Origin of the sequence: Streptomyces niger, assembly GCF_000718305.1 — a bacterium.
GTDB lineage: Bacteria > Actinomycetota > Actinomycetes > Streptomycetales > Streptomycetaceae > Streptomyces > Streptomyces niger.
This window is the reverse complement of sequence record NZ_JOFQ01000004.1, coordinates 405,114-418,846: the sequence shown is the minus strand read 5'-3', so window position 1 is coordinate 418,846 and position 13,733 is coordinate 405,114. Positions and strand designations below refer to the sequence as shown.

12 protein-coding genes are annotated in these 13,733 nt (G+C 73.0%); 8 read left to right on the top strand and 4 right to left on the bottom strand.

The window, feature by feature from the left end; translation table 11 throughout:
• Positions 1-95: 95 nt before the first annotated feature.
• Together IF20_RS10755 and IF20_RS10750 are read right to left on the bottom strand one after the other, a co-directional pair.
• Complete coding sequence (locus IF20_RS10755) at positions 96-989, bottom strand: MaoC family dehydratase (protein WP_052864841.1); 894 nt, start codon at positions 987-989, stop codon at positions 96-98.
• Complete coding sequence (locus IF20_RS10750) at positions 989-2,317, bottom strand: 3-oxoacyl-ACP reductase (RefSeq protein ID WP_052864840.1); 1,329 nt, start codon at positions 2,315-2,317, stop codon at positions 989-991. Before IF20_RS10750 ends, IF20_RS10755 begins: the two co-directional genes overlap by 1 nt.
• A gap of 71 nt (positions 2,318-2,388) precedes the next feature.
• On the opposite strand from IF20_RS10750, the gene IF20_RS10745 reads away from it, so the two are divergent.
• Entirely contained in the window at positions 2,389-3,675 is a 1,287-nt protein-coding gene (locus IF20_RS10745) for an acetyl-CoA C-acetyltransferase (RefSeq protein ID WP_052864839.1), read from the top strand.
• A 215-nt stretch (positions 3,676-3,890) separates the two neighbouring features.
• Positions 3,891-5,801: an AMP-dependent synthetase/ligase gene (locus IF20_RS10740; RefSeq protein WP_052864838.1), complete on the top strand. Its 1,911-nt coding sequence runs from the start codon at positions 3,891-3,893 to the stop codon at positions 5,799-5,801.
• Between the two features lie 353 nt (positions 5,802-6,154).
• Here the strand turns inward: IF20_RS10740 and IF20_RS10735 are convergent, their stop codons facing one another.
• Entirely contained in the window at positions 6,155-6,358 is a 204-nt protein-coding gene (locus tag IF20_RS10735; RefSeq protein ID WP_030620150.1) for a cold-shock protein, read from the bottom strand.
• Positions 6,359-6,672: 314 nt separating this feature from the next.
• On the opposite strand from IF20_RS10735, the gene IF20_RS10730 reads away from it, so the two are divergent.
• The 6 genes from IF20_RS10730 (at position 6,673) to IF20_RS10705 (ending at position 13,164) form a co-directional block, all read left to right on the top strand.
• Positions 6,673-7,560 carry a menaquinone biosynthetic enzyme MqnA/MqnD family protein gene (locus IF20_RS10730; RefSeq protein ID WP_052864837.1) on the top strand — a complete coding sequence of 296 codons (888 nt, stop codon included), beginning with the start codon at positions 6,673-6,675 and terminating at the stop codon, positions 7,558-7,560.
• A 510-nt stretch (positions 7,561-8,070) separates the two neighbouring features.
• Positions 8,071-9,858, top strand: coding sequence for a serine/threonine-protein kinase (locus IF20_RS10725; protein WP_052864836.1), 1,788 nt, complete (start codon positions 8,071-8,073; stop codon positions 9,856-9,858).
• A gap of 118 nt (positions 9,859-9,976) precedes the next feature.
• The gene (gene mqnC, locus IF20_RS10720; RefSeq protein WP_052864835.1) at positions 9,977-11,173 is read left to right on the top strand and encodes a cyclic dehypoxanthinyl futalosine synthase; all 1,197 of its coding nucleotides are present in this window, start codon (positions 9,977-9,979) and stop codon (positions 11,171-11,173) included.
• Positions 11,174-11,183: 10 nt separating this feature from the next.
• Complete coding sequence (locus IF20_RS10715) at positions 11,184-11,741, top strand: imidazolonepropionase-like domain-containing protein (RefSeq protein WP_052864834.1); 558 nt, start codon at positions 11,184-11,186, stop codon at positions 11,739-11,741.
• Between the two features lie 78 nt (positions 11,742-11,819).
• On the top strand, positions 11,820-12,434 hold the full coding sequence (locus tag IF20_RS10710; protein ID WP_234426596.1) for a Uma2 family endonuclease: 615 nt from the start codon (positions 11,820-11,822) through the stop codon (positions 12,432-12,434).
• 31 nt (positions 12,435-12,465) lie between these two features.
• Complete coding sequence (locus IF20_RS10705) at positions 12,466-13,164, top strand: demethylmenaquinone methyltransferase (RefSeq protein ID WP_052864921.1); 699 nt, start codon at positions 12,466-12,468, stop codon at positions 13,162-13,164.
• 30 nt (positions 13,165-13,194) lie between these two features.
• Here the strand turns inward: IF20_RS10705 and IF20_RS10700 are convergent, their stop codons facing one another.
• Positions 13,195-13,707 (bottom strand): GNAT family N-acetyltransferase, encoded by a 513-nt coding sequence (locus tag IF20_RS10700; protein WP_052864832.1) that lies wholly within the window; start codon positions 13,705-13,707, stop codon positions 13,195-13,197.
• Positions 13,708-13,733 lie beyond the last annotated feature (26 nt).

Sequence of the window (13,733 nt, the reverse complement as noted above, 5' to 3'; positions counted from 1 at the left end):
CGCGTACGGGTCTCCCGGGCGTGAGGGGCGCCGCCCCGCATGGTGCGCCGGGCGGCTGCCGCGCCGTTGTGGCTGCTCGTGCAGGAGCGGCATGCTCAGGTCCTGACCTCCGCCTCCCCCGTGAGGTGCACGCGGGACTCGTGGCCGGGGCCGCCGCGGAGGGCGAAGGCCCGGCCGTTCGAGGCGTACGTCACCGTGGTGGGGAGGAGGGCCGGGGCGCGGAAGTCGGCCGCGATGCGGAGGGCCGGGGCATCCGGGGGGACGGCCTCGGCGGCGCAGCGGGCGAAGGTCCACATGCCGTGGGCGATGGCGCGCGGGAAGCCCAGCGGGCGGGCCGTGAGCGGGTACAGGTGGATCGGGTTGTAGTCGCCGGAGACGGCGGCGTGGCGGCGGCCGAGGTCGGCGGGCAGCCGCCACTCGGCGCGGAGCGGCAGTTCGGGAGCGTCCGGGGGCGCCGACCCCGCGGCCGTGGCCGGTAGGGGAGTGCCCGGTGCGGCCTCCGTGCGGTGCCGGGCCAGGTACGTGCTGCGGTCCTCCCAGACCAGTTCGCCGGCGCGGCGGGCTTCCGTCACCATGACGGCCTCCGTGCCGCGGCGGTGGGGGCGGAGTTCCCGGGCGTGGACCGCCAGGTCCAGCGGCTCGGCGGCGTGCAGCGGCGCGTACTGGACGATCTCGATCGTGGTGTGGACGAGGCCGAGCATCGGGAGGGGGAAGGCGCGGGCGCTCATCAGGCGCGCGGCTAGCGGAAAGCCCAGGATGTGCGGGTAGGTGACCGGCAGGGTGGGGGCGTGCGCGGTGAAGCCGCAGACCTCGGCGTACGCGGCGGTATGCGCGGCATCGGCCCGTACGCCGGGCAGGGTGAGCCGTACGGCCGGCAGCGGCGCGTCCGCCCGGGGCCGCTTGCCGATCCCCGTCAGCACCCCTTTGCCCAGTGCCGGCATCAGGCGCGGCGCGCGCCCCAGCGTCCGGTCCGTCCTCGTGTCCGTCATCACGCCCCCAGCAGGCTCTGCCCGCACACCCGCACGACCTGGCCGTTGACGCCGCCGGAGGCGGGGTCCGCGAGCCAGGCGATGGTCTCCGCGACGTCGACCGGGAGGCCGCCCTGGCCGAGCGAGTTCATCCGGCGGCCGGCCTCGCGGATGAAGAAGGGCACGGCGGCGGTCATCTTCGTCTCGATGAAGCCGGGCGCGACCGCGTTGACCGTGACGCCGTGTTCGGCGGCGGCGCGCGGGGCGAGCGAGCGGACCAGGCCGATGATGCCGGCCTTGCTGGCCGCGTAGTTGGTCTGGCCCGTGTTGCCCGCGATCCCGGCGATGGACGCGGTGGCGACGATCCGGCCGGTGCCGCGCCGCAGCGTCCCCGCGGCCAGCAGCTGGTCGGTCGTGCGGAGCACCGCGGCGAGGTTGACGTCCAGGACGGCGTCCCAGCGGTCGGCCGCCATGTTGGCCAGCCGCCGGTCGCGCGTGATGCCCGCGTTGTGGACCAGTACGTCGAGGCCGTCGGGGAGGGCCGCGGCGATCCGCTCGCCCGCGTCCGCCGCGGTGATGTCGAGCGTGAGGGCCTGCCCGCCCAGCCGCTCGGCGACCGCCCGTACGTCCGCCTCGGCCTGCGGCACATCGAGGCAGACCACCCGCGCGCCGTACCGGGCCAGCGTCTCCGCGACCGCCTCGCCGATGCCGCGTGCGGCGCCGGTCACCAGCGCCGTGCGGCCGGCCAGCGGCCGGTCCCGGTCCTCGGGTGCGGTGATCGTTTCGGTGGCCTGGACGCCGATGACCTGCCCGCTGACGTACGCGGAGCGGGGGGAGAGGAGGAAGCGGAGGGTGGACTCGGCCGCTTCGGCGGCGTCCGGCGCCAGCCGCAGCAGCTGGGCCGTGCGCCCGCCGCCCGCTTCCTTGCCCAGCGACCGTACGAACCCTTCGAGAGCCTGCTGCGCGGCGGCCTGGTGGTGGTCCGCCGGGTCGGGCGCCGAGCCGAGCACGATCAGCCGGGCGTCGTCCGTCAGCGACCGCATCACGGGGTGCAGCCCCTCGTGGACCTCACGCAGGGCCGCCACGTCGCCCGCTCCGGTGGCGTCCACGACGACCGCCGCGTACCGCGCCCCGTCCTCGCGGGTGGTGTGCACGGGCAGCCCGGTGCGCGCCAGTACGGCGGCGGGGTCGGCCGTGCTCTTGCCGGCCGTCATGAGCAGAAGCGGGCCCTCCAGTACCGGCCGTTCCGCGCTCCAGCGGTGCAGCGGGGCCGGCTGCGGCAGGCCCAGCCGGCGGGTCACGAAGCGACCCGGGCCGGATTGCGTGAAACGAAGGTAGCGATCGGGCATTGGCCGGCTCCTGGTTCTCGCGTAAATTTACTTCTGAGTAAGGTTACTCAAGGGTCAGGAGCTGGTCGAGGATGAGTACGCAGGAGAACACCGCGGGCATCCGGCGGGTCGCGGTGATCGGCGGCAGCCGCATCCCCTTCGCCCGCTCGGACGGCCCGTACGCCACCGCCTCCAACCAGGAGCTGCTGACCGCCGCGCTGGACGGCCTGGTCGGCCGGTTCGACCTGGAGGGCGAGCGGATCGGCGAGGTCGTCGCGGGCGCGGTGCTCAAGCACAGCCGCGACTTCAACCTGGCACGCGAGACGGTGCTCGGCTCCGGGCTGGACCCGCGCACCCCCGCGTACGACATCCAGCAGGCCTGCGGCACCGGCCTCCAAGCCGTCATCACCGCCGCCAACAAGATCGCGCTCGGCCAGCTGGACAGCGCGATCGCCGCCGGCTCCGACACCGCCAGCGACGCCCCGCTCGGCGTCAACGAGGAGCTGCGGAAGATCCTGCTGGCCACCCGCCGCGCGAAGTCGGCCGGCGCCCGCCTGAAGCAGCTCGCCCGCATCCGGCCGCGCCACCTCGTCCCCGAGATCCCGCGCAACGCCGAGCCGCGCACCGGCCTGTCCATGGGCGAGCACGCGGCCCGTACGGCCAGGAAGTGGGGCATCCAGCGGGAGCCCCAGGACGCCCTGGCCGCGGCCAGCCACCAGCGGCTGGCCGCCGCGTACGACCGCGGCTTCCTCAAGGACCTCGTCGTGCCCTTCCGCGGCCTGGACCGGGACCAGAACCTCCGCCCGGACTCCACGGTGGAGAAGCTCGCCCGGCTCAAGCCGGTGTTCGGCGTCCGGGACGGCGACGCGACCATGACGGCCGGCAACTCCACGCCGCTCACGGACGGCGCGGCGACCGTGCTGCTGGCGAGCGAGGAGTGGGCACGGGAGCGCGGCCTGAAGCCGCTCGCGTACCTCACCGCCTACGAGACGGCCGCCGTGGACTTCGTGGACGGGGACGACGGGCTGCTGATGGCGCCCGCGTACGCCGTGCCGCGGATGCTGGCGCGGGCCGGGCTCGGCATCGAGGACTTCGACCTGGTCGAGATCCACGAGGCGTTCGCCTCCCAGGTGCTGGCCACCCTCGCCGCCTGGGAGAAGCAGGGGCTGGCCCCCGTGGACCGCGACCGGCTCAACGTCGCCGGCTCCTCGCTCGCCACCGGCCACCCCTTCGCCGCGACCGGCGCCCGCATCGTCGCCACCCTCGCCGAGCTGCTGGCCGAGCGCGAACCGGCCGCCGACGGCACCCCGGTACGCGGCCTGATCTCCATCTGCGCCGCCGGCGGCCTGGGCGTCACGGCGATCCTCGAACGCGCCTAGCGGAGGGAGGACGCGACCGGCGCCCGCACCGGCCGCAGCACCGAGGCGCCACCCACCCCGACCCCGCGCACCGCAGTCCCGAAGCCCCCGCAGTCACCCGGCCCCGCGCCTCATCACCGCACCACCACCGCAGCACCCGAGCACCACGGAAGTTCCGCCGGACAGTCCAGGGCGCCCCGCCCCCTCGGGGCACCCACCCGCCTGAGGAGCCGCTCGTGTCCCGCCAGGAAGCCGCACCACCCACCACCCCCGTACTGGTCCCGCCGCACAAGACCGTCGAGAACGGCACCGTGCGCGAGGTCTCCGTCCCCCCGTTCGCCCCCGCCGTCCCCACCGGCTCCCTCGGCGACATCCCCTTCGACAACGCCGCCGAGGCCCCCACCGACGTGGTCCTCGGCCGCAAGCAGCACGACGGCAGCTGGCGCGACGTGACCGCCGCCGAGTTCGCCGAGCAGGTGCTCGCCCTCGCCAAGGGCCTGATCGCGCACGGCCTGCGCCCCGGCGACCGGCTCGCCGTCATGGCCAGGACGAGCTACGAATGGACCCTGCTCGACTTCGCGTCCTGGGCGGCCGGCCTGGTCACCGTGCCCCTGTACCCGACCTCCTCGGCCCACCAGGCCCAGTGGATCCTGCACGACTCCGGCGCCCGTGCCTGCGTCGTGGAGCAGGTCGAGCAGACCCGCATGATCAGCGGCGTACGCGGCGAACTCCCCGGCCTCGACCACCTCTGGCAGCTCGACGCCGGAGCCGTCTCCCACATCACCTCCGCCGGCCGCGACCTGCTCGCCGACGAGGTGGCCAAGCGCCGCGCCGCCCGCGGCCCGGCCGACACCGCGACCCTGATCTACACCTCCGGCACCACCGGGCGCCCCAAGGGCTGCGTCCTGACCCACGGCAACTTCTTCGCCGAGGTCGACAACTCCATCGAGCTGCTGCACCCGGTCTTCAAATCGGTCAGCAAGGAGCCCGCCTCGACCCTGCTCTTCCTGCCGCTCAGCCACGTCTTCGGCCGGATGGTCGCGGTCGGCTGCCTCCGGGCCCGGGTGAAGCTCGGCCACGCCCCCAGCGTCCAGACCGAGGACCTGCTCGCCGACCTGGCCGGCTTCCGCCCGACGTTCCTGCTGGCCATCCCGTACGTACTGGAGAAGGTCTACAACACCGGGCGGGCCACGGCCGAGAAGATGGGCCGGGCCGCCTCCTTCGACCGCGCGGCCCGCATAGCCCGCGCGTACGGCCAGGCCGTCGAGGCAGCCGAGCACGGCACCGGGTCCGGCCCCGGCATGGGCCTGAAGGCGGCGCGCGGCCTGTACGACCCGCTGGTCTACCGCCGCATACGGGCGGCGCTCGGCGGTCGCGTCCGGTACGCCATCTGCGGCGGCTCCCCGCTCGGCCGGCGCCTGGCGTCCTTCTACGAGGGCGCCGGCATCCAGGTCTTCGAGGGGTACGGCCTGACGGAGACCACCGCGGCCGCCACCGTCACCCCGCCGCTCAAGCCGCGCCTGGGCACCGTGGGCTGGCCGCTGCCCGGCAGCGCGGTCCGGATCGCCGACGACGGGGAGGTGCTGCTCCGCGGCGGCCAGGTCTTCTCCGGCTACTGGGACGCCGCGAGCGGGACCGCCGTACCGGCCGTCGACGAGCAGGCGTGGTTCGCCACCGGTGACTTGGGCGCGCTGGACGCGGACGGCTACCTGACCATCACAGGGCGCAAGAAGGAGATCATCGTGACCTCCGGCGGCAAGAACGTCGCGCCCGCGCCGCTGGAGGACCGGCTGCGCGCACATCCGCTGGTCGGCCAGTGCATGGTGATCGGCGACAACCGGCCGTACGTCACCGCGCTGATCACCCTGGAGCCGGACGGCCTCGCGCACTGGCGGCAGATGCAGAAGAAGCAGGACGTGCCGCTCGCGGAGCTGGTGCGCGACGAGCGGCTGCTGGCTGATCTGCAGCGCGCGGTGGACGACGCCAACCTGCTGGTGTCCCGCGCCGAGTCCGTCCGGCGCTTCGCCGTGCTGCCGGGCGACTTCACCGAAGAGGCCGGCCACCTCACCCCGTCGTTGAAATTGAAGCGGGTGGCCATTGCACGGGACTATGCGAAAGACATCGAGGCGCTGTACGAAAGTAGTTGAGCGCGGAACCGACCCCCGCCCGCCGTACGTCGAACCGGGCGCGTCAGACTGGAGTCCCGTGTCGCCTCTGTGGGGGAGGCGGCGCGGGGCTCCACCCTTTGTGCCCGTTTTGCCCTGGGGTGCCGCAGGGCTTCCGCGGAGGCCGTGGCGGGCTCCGGAGCCCCGAGAAGGCCGAAAAGGGCGCGGAAAGGTCCGAAAGGGCACCGCAAAGGAATCACAAAGGCAGGAGCCGAGGAGCCACGAAGGCCGGAGTCGAGGGGCCGCAAAGGCAGGAGCCCCGCTCGCCGCCGAAGCGACGGAGCAGGGCTCCTTGGGTACTGCTACTCACGGCCGCGACCGGCCGACCCGGGCAACTAGGCCGGGGTGACGTTCTCCGCCTGCGGGCCCTTCGGGCCCTGGGTGACGTCGAAGGTCACGGTCTGGTTCTCCTCCAGGGAGCGGAAGCCAGACGCGTTGATCGCGGAGTAGTGGACGAAGACATCGGGGCCGCCGCCGTCCTGGGCGATGAAGCCGAAGCCCTTCTCGGCGTTGAACCACTTGACGGTTCCGGTAGCCATAAGCCCTCCTTGGGCCAAAGGGTTGCCCTGCTCCAGAACCTGCAAAGAAGTCTGAAAACTACAAATGCCTGCGGGTCACATGATCCGCAGGCTCTGTACTGCAAGGGAAACCAAACTGCAACTTGCGCTGAGCCTAGCACGGTGCGCTCAGAAGGCGGAAGAGCCAAAGATCACGTTTATCGCCGCGCCGGGTGCGTACCGGGTTCCCGCCGGCTTCCGGCCCGGGTTCGCGTCGAGTCGCGAGTGGCGGGTGTGCGTGCCATGCGGAGGCCCCCGCCGCCTCGTGGTGTGTTCCGCGGGTCTAGCCTCCACATGTGGACAATTCAACCGTAGGAGACGCACCCGCACCGACCACCGGCCACCGCCGGACCCGGCCGCGGGTGGGCCACATCCAGTTTCTGAACTGCCTGCCCCTCTACTGGGGCCTGGCCCGTACGGGCACCCTGCTCGACCTGGAGCTCACCAAGGACACCCCCGATCAGCTGAACGACAAGCTGGTCGCGGGCGAGCTGGACATGGGTCCGATCACCCTCGTCGAGTTCCTCAAGCACGCCGATCAGCTGGTCGCCTTCCCCGACATCGCGGTGGGCTGCGACGGCCCGGTGATGTCCTGTGTGATCGTCTCGCAGAAGCCGCTGGAGCAGCTGGACGGCGCCCGGGTCGCGCTCGGCTCGACCTCGCGCACCTCCGTGCGGCTGGCGCAGCTGCTGCTCGCCGAGAAGGTCGGTGTCACGCCGGACTACTACACCTGCCCGCCCGACCTGGGCGTGATGATGCAGGAGGCGGACGCGGCCGTCCTGATCGGCGACGCCGCGCTGCGCGCGAACCTGCACGAGGCGCCCCGGCTGGGCCTGGAGGTGCACGACCTCGGCCAGATGTGGAAGGACTGGACCGGCCTGCCGTTCGTCTTCGCGGTGTGGGCGGCCCGGCGCGACTACCTGGAGCGCGAGCCGGTCGTCGTGCGGAAGGTGCACGAGGCGTTCCTGGCCTCCCGCGACCTGTCCCTGGAGGAGGTCGGCAAGGTCGCCGAGCAGGCGGCCCGCTGGGAGCACTTCGACGAGGAGATCCTCACGAAGTACTTCACCACCCTGGACTTCCGCTTCGGCCCCGACCAGCTGCGCGGCGTCACCGAATTCGCCCGCCGCACGGGCCCGACGACGGGCTTCCCGGCGGACGTCCGGGTGGACCTGCTGGACGTGTGACGCGCCACCGGGCCTCGGTGGGCGGCCCGGTGCCGGGCCGCACGGTCCGGGCGTGGTGCGGGACCACTCGGTCCGCAGTGTGGGGGGTCGGCCGCCGGTGTGTGGCGCCGGCCCCTCGCAATTTTCATGCCGTATGCACCTTTCTACTGTTCTCCTCTCCTTCCCTCTCCGCTCCCTGCTCTCCTTCCTCTCCTTCCTCTCCGCCTCTTCCTTCCCGTCCTTCCCGTCCTTCTCGTCGTTCCCGCCCTTCCGGTGTCGCTTCCGCGCTCTCCCGCCGGCCGGGAATTCTTCGTGAACTCTGCGCGAACGACACGGCCCCATTTCCCGGAATGGGTGGCGGCCGGAATTGAGGTCCGATTTCCCGGCGGCCGGGCGCCCCGCCCGCGGCCGGAAAACTCCCCGCATTCCGGCCGGAGCCCCGGTGCCGGCCAGCGCATTCCCCCGGTGGCCGGGCCCCCGCCGTCCTAAGCTGTGGCGAACGGGTGGGACGCGAGGGGGAGGCGAGAGTCCATGCAGCCGCTGGCAGCGGAGGACCCGGCGGAGATCGGCACGTACAAGCTGCTCGCCCGGCTCGGCGCGGGCGGCATGGGCCGGGTCTACCTGGGGCGCAGCCCCGGCGGCCGGACGGTCGCCGTGAAGGCCGTCCATCCGCAGTTCGCGGCGGACGACGAGTTCCGGGCCCGGTTCCGGCGCGAGGTGGCGTCCGCGCGCCGGGTCGGCGGCAGTTGGACCGCGCCCGTCCTGGACGCCGACGCCGAAGCGGCCGTGCCCTGGGTCGCCACCGCGTACGTCGCGGCCCCCGCGCTGGACGAGGCCGTCGCCGCCCACGGCCCGCTGCCCGAGCACTCCGTACGGGTCCTGGGCGCGGGCCTGGCCGAGGCGCTGACCGCCGTGCACGGCCTGGGCCTGGTGCACCGGGACGTGAAGCCGTCCAATGTGCTGCTCACCCTGGACGGCCCGCTCCTCATCGACTTCGGGATCGCCCGCGCCACGGACGGCACCGCCTCGCTCACCGCCACCGGCGTCTCGGTCGGCTCGCCCGGCTACATGGCGCCCGAGCAGATCCTCGGCGACGGCACCACCGCCGCGTCGGACGTCTTCTCCCTGGGCGCGGTCCTGGCGTACGCGGCGACCGGGGAGAGCCCGTTCCCCGGGGACAGTTCGGCCGCGCTGCTCTACAAGGTCGTGCACGAAGAGCCGCGGCTCGGCCCCGAGCTCACCGGTGACCTGCGGGCGCTGGTCTCGGACTGCCTGCTCAAGCGGGCCGGCGACCGGCCCTCGCCCGAGGCGCTGGCCCGGCGGCTGGGCGGAGCGCAGGGCGCGGCGGGGATGGCGCGCGCGGGGTGGCTGCCGCAGCCGGTGGTCGAGCAGGTCAGCCGCCGCGCCGTGGAGGTGCTGAACCTGGAGGCGACGGACCGGGGCGGCCCGCCCCCCTTCCCGGCTCAGCCCCCGGCCCCGCCCGCGGCCGGCTTCGGTCCGCCCGACCCGTCGTACGCGGCCGGCCTCCCGTACGCCGCGGGTCATCCGTACCCCGCCGGTCATCCGTATCTCGCCGGTCCCGCGCCCGGCCCCGGGGCGTCCGGTGCGCCGGCCTCCGGGCCCGTGCCGTTCGACGCGCAGGCGGTGGTCCCGCCGCGGCCGGAGTGGCCGGCGCCCGCCCCCGCGGCCGGTGGGCCCGGCACCGCCGACGCGGCTTCCCCGCGCCCGGCCGGCGGCAAGGAGCGTCGCCTGTCGCTGTCCGGCGTGGTCGGCGGCCGGACGCGGCCGGGCCGGCTGAGCTGCACGCTGGTGCTGTCCGTCGCCGGGGCGCTGGCCGCCGCGACCACCGCCGCCTTCGTCTTCGAGCTGCTGCCGGGCGGCGGACCGGCCGGTGGCGGATCGTCCGGCGGTGACCAGGGCCTGCCGCCGCCCGCCGCGACCCCCTCCGCGGCGACGCCGTCCGGGCCGGCGGGCGCCGTGTCCAAGGCGTTCCTCGGCACCTGGTCCGGCACCGTCCGGCAGGACGACGGCGCGCCCAACGGCTCGGTCACGGTGACCGTCAGCAAGGGGGCCGTGGGCGAGAAGGTGGCGAAGCTGACGTACGACGTGATGATCACGAAGTGCCACGCCACCGGCGAGCTGCGCGCGGCCACCGCCCGCCGGCTCACCCTCCGGGAGACGGCGGACGCGGACGCGGGCGCGCTGTGCACGGGCCGGACCGCGACCGTCACCCTCACCCGGGACGGCGACGGCCTCGCCTACGCCTCCGACGACGAACGCGGTGGCCGCCCCACGGCCCGCCTCGCCCGGGTCGACTGACCGCCCGGCCCGCGCGTACCGGACGAACTGGCCCACCGCCAACGGCCCCGTCGGACCCCTGGCGTACGCTGGATCGGGCCTGATGCCTGCCCGCTCAAGAACCTCGAAGGGACGCCCGGTGACCGAGAACGCCGACCTCCAGTCCGTACTCGACCGCGCCGCGGAGGGCGGGCGGATCACCCCCGAGGAAGCCGTCGAGCTGTACCGTGACGCGCCGCTGCACGCCCTCGGCAAGGCCGCCGACGCCGCGCGCCGCCGCCGCTACGCCGGTACGGAGCACATCGCGACGTACATCATCGAGCGGAACATCAACTACACGAACTCCTGCGTGACGGCCTGCAAGTTCTGCGCTTTCTTCGCCGCGCCGAAGAGCCCCGACGTCTGGACGCGGGACCTGGACGACATCCTGCGCCGCTGCGCGGAGACCGTGGAGCTGGGCGGCACCCAGATCATGTTCCAGGGCGGCCACCACCCGGACTACGGCGTCGAGTACTACGAAGAGCACTTCGCCGCGATCAAGAAGGCGTACCCGCAGCTGGTCATCCACTCCCTCGGCGCCTCCGAGGTCGAGCACATGGCCCGCATCTCCAAGGTCTCCACCAAGGAGGCCATCCAGCGGATCCACGCCGCCGGTCTCGACTCCTTCGCGGGCGCCGGCGCCGAGCTGCTGCCGGCCCGCCCCCGCAAGGCCATCGCCCCGCTCAAGGAGTCCGGCGAGCGCTGGCTGGAGATCATGGAGGAGGCGCACAACCTGGGCGTCGAGTCCACCTCGACCATGCTCATGGGGACGGGCGAGACCAACGCCGAGCGCATCGAGCACCTGCGCATGATCCGCGACGTGCAGGATCGTACGGGCGGCTTCCGCGCGTTCATCCCGTACACCTACCAGCCGCAGAACAACGCGCTGAAGGGCCGCACCCAGGCCACGCTCTTCGAGTACCTGCGGATGATCGCCATCGCCCGGATCTTCCTCGACAACGTCGCCCACATCCAGGGCTCCTGGCTCACCACCGGCAAGGAGGTCGGCCAGCTGTCGCTGCACTACGGCGCGGACGACCTCGGCTCGATCATGCTGGAGGAGAACGTCGTCTCCTCGGCCGGCGCCAAGCACCGCTCCAACCGCCAGGAGATCATCGAGCTGATCCGCAAGGCGGGCCGTGTCCCGGCGCAGCGCGCCACGACGTACGAGCACCTGGTCGTGCACGACGACCCGGCGAACGACCCGGTCGACGACCGCGTCACCTCGCACATCTCCTCCACGGCGTTCGACAAGGCCAAGACGAACCCCGAGCTGAAGCTCATCGACGCGAGCTGAGTCGCTCGCGATGCTGACCCTGCACCACGTCCGTGCGGTCGAGGCCGCCTCGACCGCCGGCGTCCCGGCCGGTGGTCCGGCCCCCGGCGCGGACGCGGTGCTGGTCTCCGGCTCCCGCATCGAGGCCATCGGCCGGTACGCGGACCTGGCCGCCGAGTACGGCGACCGGGTGCGGGTGCGCGAGTGGGACGGGGTGCTCTCCCCGGGCCGCCATGAGCCCGACGGCGCCGCGTACCTGGAATCGGCCTACCACCCCGACCCGCGCGAGGCCGCCGAGCTGGGCACGGAGCCGATCCGCGGCGCGGCCCTCGCCGCACTCGACATGCCCGACACCCGCTGGGGCGGCAGCGCCCGCCGCGGCCTCCAGCGCCTGCTGGCCACCGGCACGACGTCCGTGGCCGGCCCCTTCACCCGGGCCTCGGTCCGCACGGCGGTGACCCGATCCGGCCTCCGCGACCGCCCGGTCGCCCTCGCCCCGGGCGCCCCCGCCGACTTCACCGTCCTCGCCGAGGACAGCACCTGCCTGGCCACGGTCCTGGACGGCCGCCTGGTCTTTCGCCGGCGCTGATATCCCGGCCCACTCCTTCGAGTGACGGTACGGTCATATACGGGACCGCGACTCGCACCCGCGTCCAGACTCGCGTCCATGGGAGCAGTGATGATCGCTGAACGGCTGGAGCAGGCCACTCCTGAGACCTGGATGTTCCCGCCCGAGGAGGGCTGGACCGTCGATCAGGTGAAGGACTTGGAGCTTCCTTTCGACTGGGAACTTGTGGACGGAGTGGTCGTGCCTCGGGGGATGGCTGTGGTGTGGCACAACGGAGTGCGAAGCCAGATTGAGCGCCACTTGAGGGACGCGCGACGCGAGCCATATGCGGTCGCCTCTGAGCAGTGTGTCCTGGTCGATGACCAGAATCCTCCGATCCCAGACGTCATCGTCTTTGACACGCGCAAGCTCGACTTCTTCGAGCTGGAGTGCGTACCTGTCGAGAACCTTGCTTTGGCGGTGGAAGTGGTTTCCCCTGGTTCGCGCCAGGCCGACCGTGTGCGTAAGCCGGCCATGTACGCCGCCGCAGGCGTGCCGTACTACTGGCGGGTCGAGCGAGGTAAGGACAACCTCCCCGAGATCCACGAGTACTGGCTTCACACTGAGAGGGGCGAGTACATCCCTGCCCCCGAGCACCCTGTCCACGTCGGGAAGCTGGAAACGGACTGGCCGTTCCCGATCACCATCGACCTCGCGACGCTGGTCGGCTTCTGACCCTCACCACCCGTGGTGAACAATGGCTGTCGTGACCCGAGCATCCCTGGACAAGCAGCCGCACGAAGTCGCCTCGATGTTCGACGACGTGGCGGAACGGTACGACCTCACCAACGACGTGCTGTCTTTGGGGCAGACGCGGCTGTGGCGGAAGGCCGTGGATCGCGCGGTGGCGGCCCGGCCCGCCGAGCGGGTGCTGGACCTCGCGGCCGGTACGGGCACCTCCTCCGTGCCGTTCGCCCGCACCGGCGCGTACGTCGTGCCGTGCGACTTCTCCACCGGCATGCTGCGCGAGGGCAAGAAGCGGCAGCCGTGGCTGCCCTTCACCGCCGGTGACGCGATGAAGCTGCCCTTCGCGGACGGCGTGTTCGACGCCGTCACGATCTCCTTCGGGCTGCGGAACGTCCAGGACACCGACGCCGCGCTGGCGGAGCTGTACCGCGTGACCAAGCCCGGCGGCCGGGTCGTCATCTGCGAGTTCAGCCACCCGACGTGGGCGCCGTTCCGGACCGTCTACACCGAGTACCTGATGCGCGCGCTGCCGCCGGTCGCGACCGCGGTCAGCTCCAACCCCGACGCGTACGTCTACCTCGCCGACTCCATCCGCGCCTGGCCCGACCAGCCCGCGCTGGCGACGCTGCTCCAGCGGGCGGGCTGGACGAAGGTCGCCTGGCGCAACCTCACGGGCGGCATCGTCGCCCTCCACCGGGGGACCAAGCCGGCCGCCTGATCCGCGGCGGGCCGGAACCGGCCGCCGGGCTCAGAGGTCCAGCCGGTGGCACAGCCCCGTCACCTTCGACACGGGTGAGACGAACGTTTCGGCCTGGTGCATGCCGAGGCGCCGGGTCACCGCGATCGAGCGGGCGTTGCGTGCGTCCACCATCGCCACGACGTGCCGCACCCCGGCCGTCCGTACGTCCTCCAGGGCGCGCCGGGCCGCGGCCGTGGCGTAGCCCTTGCCCCAGTACTTCCGGCCCAGCCGCCAGCCGATCTCTATCTCGCCGACCGGGCCCCAGTTCGGGTGCGGCCACGGCTGCGCGCCGGTGAAGCCGATCACCGCGCCGTCCGCCGGGTCGAGCATCGTGTAGAGGCAGTAGCCGCGTTCGGCGTGGTGGCGGCGCTGCCGCGCGGTCAGCTCCTCGTACACCGACAGCTCGGCGGACGCGCCGCCGTGGAACTCCATGACCTCCGGGTCGTCGAACACGCGGTGCCAGTTCCAGGCGTCCTCCTCGGTGGGAACACGCAGTTCGACGGCGGGAAGCGGCTTCTGCATGGGCCAACCCTTCGTTTTCGGTCCAC

What these genes read in the sequence shown, in the direction of transcription:
- IF20_RS10755 (WP_052864841.1), bottom strand. Translation starts at nt 989, where the DNA reads ATGACGGACACGAGGACGGACCGGACGCTGGGGCGCGCGCCGCGCCTG.
- IF20_RS10725 (WP_052864836.1), top strand. Translation starts at nt 8,071, where the DNA reads ATGCAGCCGCTGGCAGCGGAGGACCCGGCGGAGATCGGCACGTACAAG.
- IF20_RS10715 (WP_052864834.1), top strand. Translation starts at nt 11,184, where the DNA reads ATGCTGACCCTGCACCACGTCCGTGCGGTCGAGGCCGCCTCGACCGCC.
- IF20_RS10750 (WP_052864840.1), bottom strand. Translation starts at nt 2,317, where the DNA reads ATGCCCGATCGCTACCTTCGTTTCACGCAATCCGGCCCGGGTCGCTTC.
- IF20_RS10735 (WP_030620150.1), bottom strand. Translation starts at nt 6,358, where the DNA reads ATGGCTACCGGAACCGTCAAGTGGTTCAACGCCGAGAAGGGCTTCGGC.
- IF20_RS10700 (WP_052864832.1), bottom strand. Translation starts at nt 13,707, where the DNA reads ATGCAGAAGCCGCTTCCCGCCGTCGAACTGCGTGTTCCCACCGAGGAG.
- IF20_RS10710 (WP_234426596.1), top strand. Translation starts at nt 11,820, where the DNA reads ATGGGAGCAGTGATGATCGCTGAACGGCTGGAGCAGGCCACTCCTGAG.
- IF20_RS10745 (WP_052864839.1), top strand. Translation starts at nt 2,389, where the DNA reads ATGAGTACGCAGGAGAACACCGCGGGCATCCGGCGGGTCGCGGTGATC.